This window comes from Variovorax sp. P4_D9, assembly GCF_056401695.1.
Genome location: NZ_JBFUIU010001146.1, coordinates 1 through 2,257, shown reverse-complemented (window position 1 = coordinate 2,257; position 2,257 = coordinate 1). Strand labels below are relative to the sequence as shown.

Sequence of the window (2,257 nt, the reverse complement as noted above, 5' to 3'; positions counted from 1 at the left end):
GCAGCGGCGCGGGCTCGATCGCGCCGCCGGCTTCCGCTGCGTGACGATCGAACAGCTCGAGCGGCTTGGGCCCGTTCGAGCTGCTTTGCTCAGTCCTGCGGTCGGACGAGCGGCGGCCGCTGCGTCCATGCGAGGAACGGGCGGGCGCGTCGTGCGCGTCCGGCGAAAGCAGTGCAGCGCGTTTCGTGGGGGCGGGAGGCAGGGGCATGGGGGGTGTCGCTCGCAAAAAGAAGGGGGCCAGAAAGCGAAAAAGCCGCCTGAAGACCAGGGCGGCTTTGTTCGGTGGATGCGGTCGTGGAGCTCAACGGCATGAAGCCATTATGCACATCGCACGTGACGCAACCGGTGATCGTTGCGCTTCGCCAACGCGAACGCGCAAAACCACACGAATTCAGGCTTCAGGCGGATTTCTTGAGCGCCTTCACTGCCTTCAGGACGTCGTCGACGTGGCCTGGGACCTTCAGGCCGCGCCATTCGGCCTTCAGGACGCCGTCGGCGCCGATCAGGAAGGTGCTGCGCTCGATGCCCTTAACCTTCTTGCCGTACATGATCTTGTTCTTGACCACACCGAACATGTGGCACATCTTTTCCTCGGTGTCCGCGATCAGCTCGAAGGGAAGTTCGAGCTTGGCCTTGAATTCGTCGTGCGACTTCATGTTGTCGCGCGAAACGCCGAACACCGTGGCGCCGGCCTTCTCGAAATCCTTGTAGCGGTCCCGGAATTGCATCGCTTCGGTGGTGCAGCCGGGCGTATTGTCTTTGGGGTAGAAATACATGACCAGCACGTGGCCGAGATGAGAAGTGTTAGAAACCTTCAGGCCGCCGGTCGCATTGGCGTCGAATTCGGGAATGGGTTTGTTGACAACGATCGCCATGAAACTTGTTTTCTCCGTTTGATTCCATGCCCGACGCAGTCGATGTCTGTCGGGATCATGGAGGATTGGTCGTTGCTAACTGAGGGCGGGCCGCCGGTTCGCAACCCGCGATTTTACCCCGAAATAGCTCCTATTGCCCTTCAGGTTTCTCGATCAGGAGGGCCGCAAGCACATGGCGGCCCTCGCTCGCGAGAATGTTGTAGGTGCGGCAGGCGGCCGGCGTGTCCATGGTCTCGACCCCCGTGCGCCGCGCCATCAGGGGCTGGAGCCAGGCCGGCTGCGGGAATCGGATGCGCTTGCCGCTGCCGAAAATGACCAATTCGGCGCCGAGTTCCGCCAGTCTTGCGAAATGTTCCGCGCCGAGATCGCCGTAGTCGCCGGCGTCCCATTCGAAACGCTCCCCGCGGGAGCCGACCACGATGCTCGATTCGACCCGCTCGTTGTTGATGGCCACCCAGCCCGGGCCGTGCGCAGTGAGGGTCTGGACGTCGGATTTGTCAGGCTGGAGCTTCATCGGGGAGGGGGGTGAAATGTGGTCAAATTATAGGTTTTCCCCTGCGCAGACCCCCTTGGAGGGACTTTGAAACCGCTCAAGAAATCGGCCAAGCTGGCCAATGTGCTCTACGACATCCGCGGCCCGATCATGGACGCCGCGAAGCAGATGGAGGAAGAGGGCCAGAAGATCATCAAGCTCAACATCGGCAACCTGGCCTTGTTCGGCTTCGATGCGCCCGAAGAGGTGCAGCAGGACATGATCCGCAACCTGCCGGCCTCGGCCGGCTATTCGGACAGCAAGGGCATCTTCGCGGCGCGCAAGGCGGTGATGCACGAGACCCAGAAGCAGGCCATCGCGGGCGTCACGCTCGACGACATCTACCTCGGCAACGGCGCCAGCGAACTGATCGCGATGGCCACCAACGCGCTGCTCAACGATGGCGACGAGCTGCTGCTGCCGGCCCCCGACTATCCGCTCTGGACCGCGGTGGCGAGCCTCTCGGGCGGCCGCCCGGTGCACTACGTCTGCGACGAGGCCAACGGGTGGATGCCGAACCTCGACGACATCCGCGCCAAGATCACGCCGCGCACCAGGGGCATCGTGGTGATCAACCCGAACAATCCCACGGGTGCGCTGTACTCGGACGAACTGCTTAAGAGCATCGTGTCGATCGCCCGCGAGCACGGGCTGGTGATCTTCGCCGACGAGGTCTACGACAAGGTGCTGTACGACGGCGTCAGGCACACCGCGATCGCCAGCCTGTCGAAGGACGTGCTGACCCTGACCTTCAACTCGCTGTCCAAGAGCTACCGTTCCTGCGGCTACCGGGCCGGCTGGCTGGTGGTGTCGGGCGACAAGAAGATGGCCCGCGACTACATTGAGGGCC

Annotated in this window: 3 protein-coding genes and 1 pseudogene; 1 reads left to right on the top strand and 3 read right to left on the bottom strand. The window is 62.9% G+C overall.

Annotated features, from left to right (window positions below; all coding sequences use genetic code 11):
* From AC1DY5_RS52165 to AC1DY5_RS52155, 3 genes and pseudogenes are all read right to left on the bottom strand, one after another.
* Positions 1-208: pseudogene (locus tag AC1DY5_RS52165) on the bottom strand (PhoH family protein); the annotation flags it as partial.
* Positions 209-398: 190 nt separating this feature from the next.
* A complete protein-coding gene (locus AC1DY5_RS52160; protein ID WP_478122107.1) occupies positions 399-875 on the bottom strand; it encodes a peroxiredoxin in 477 nt (158 codons plus the stop codon).
* 130 nt (positions 876-1,005) lie between these two features.
* Complete coding sequence (locus AC1DY5_RS52155; RefSeq protein ID WP_478122106.1) at positions 1,006-1,389, bottom strand: Mth938-like domain-containing protein; 384 nt, start codon at positions 1,387-1,389, stop codon at positions 1,006-1,008.
* A 66-nt stretch (positions 1,390-1,455) separates the two neighbouring features.
* Here AC1DY5_RS52155 and AC1DY5_RS52150 point away from each other — a divergent pair.
* On the top strand, positions 1,456-2,257 hold an 802-nt coding region (locus AC1DY5_RS52150), incomplete at its 3' end, for an aminotransferase class I/II-fold pyridoxal phosphate-dependent enzyme (protein WP_478122105.1).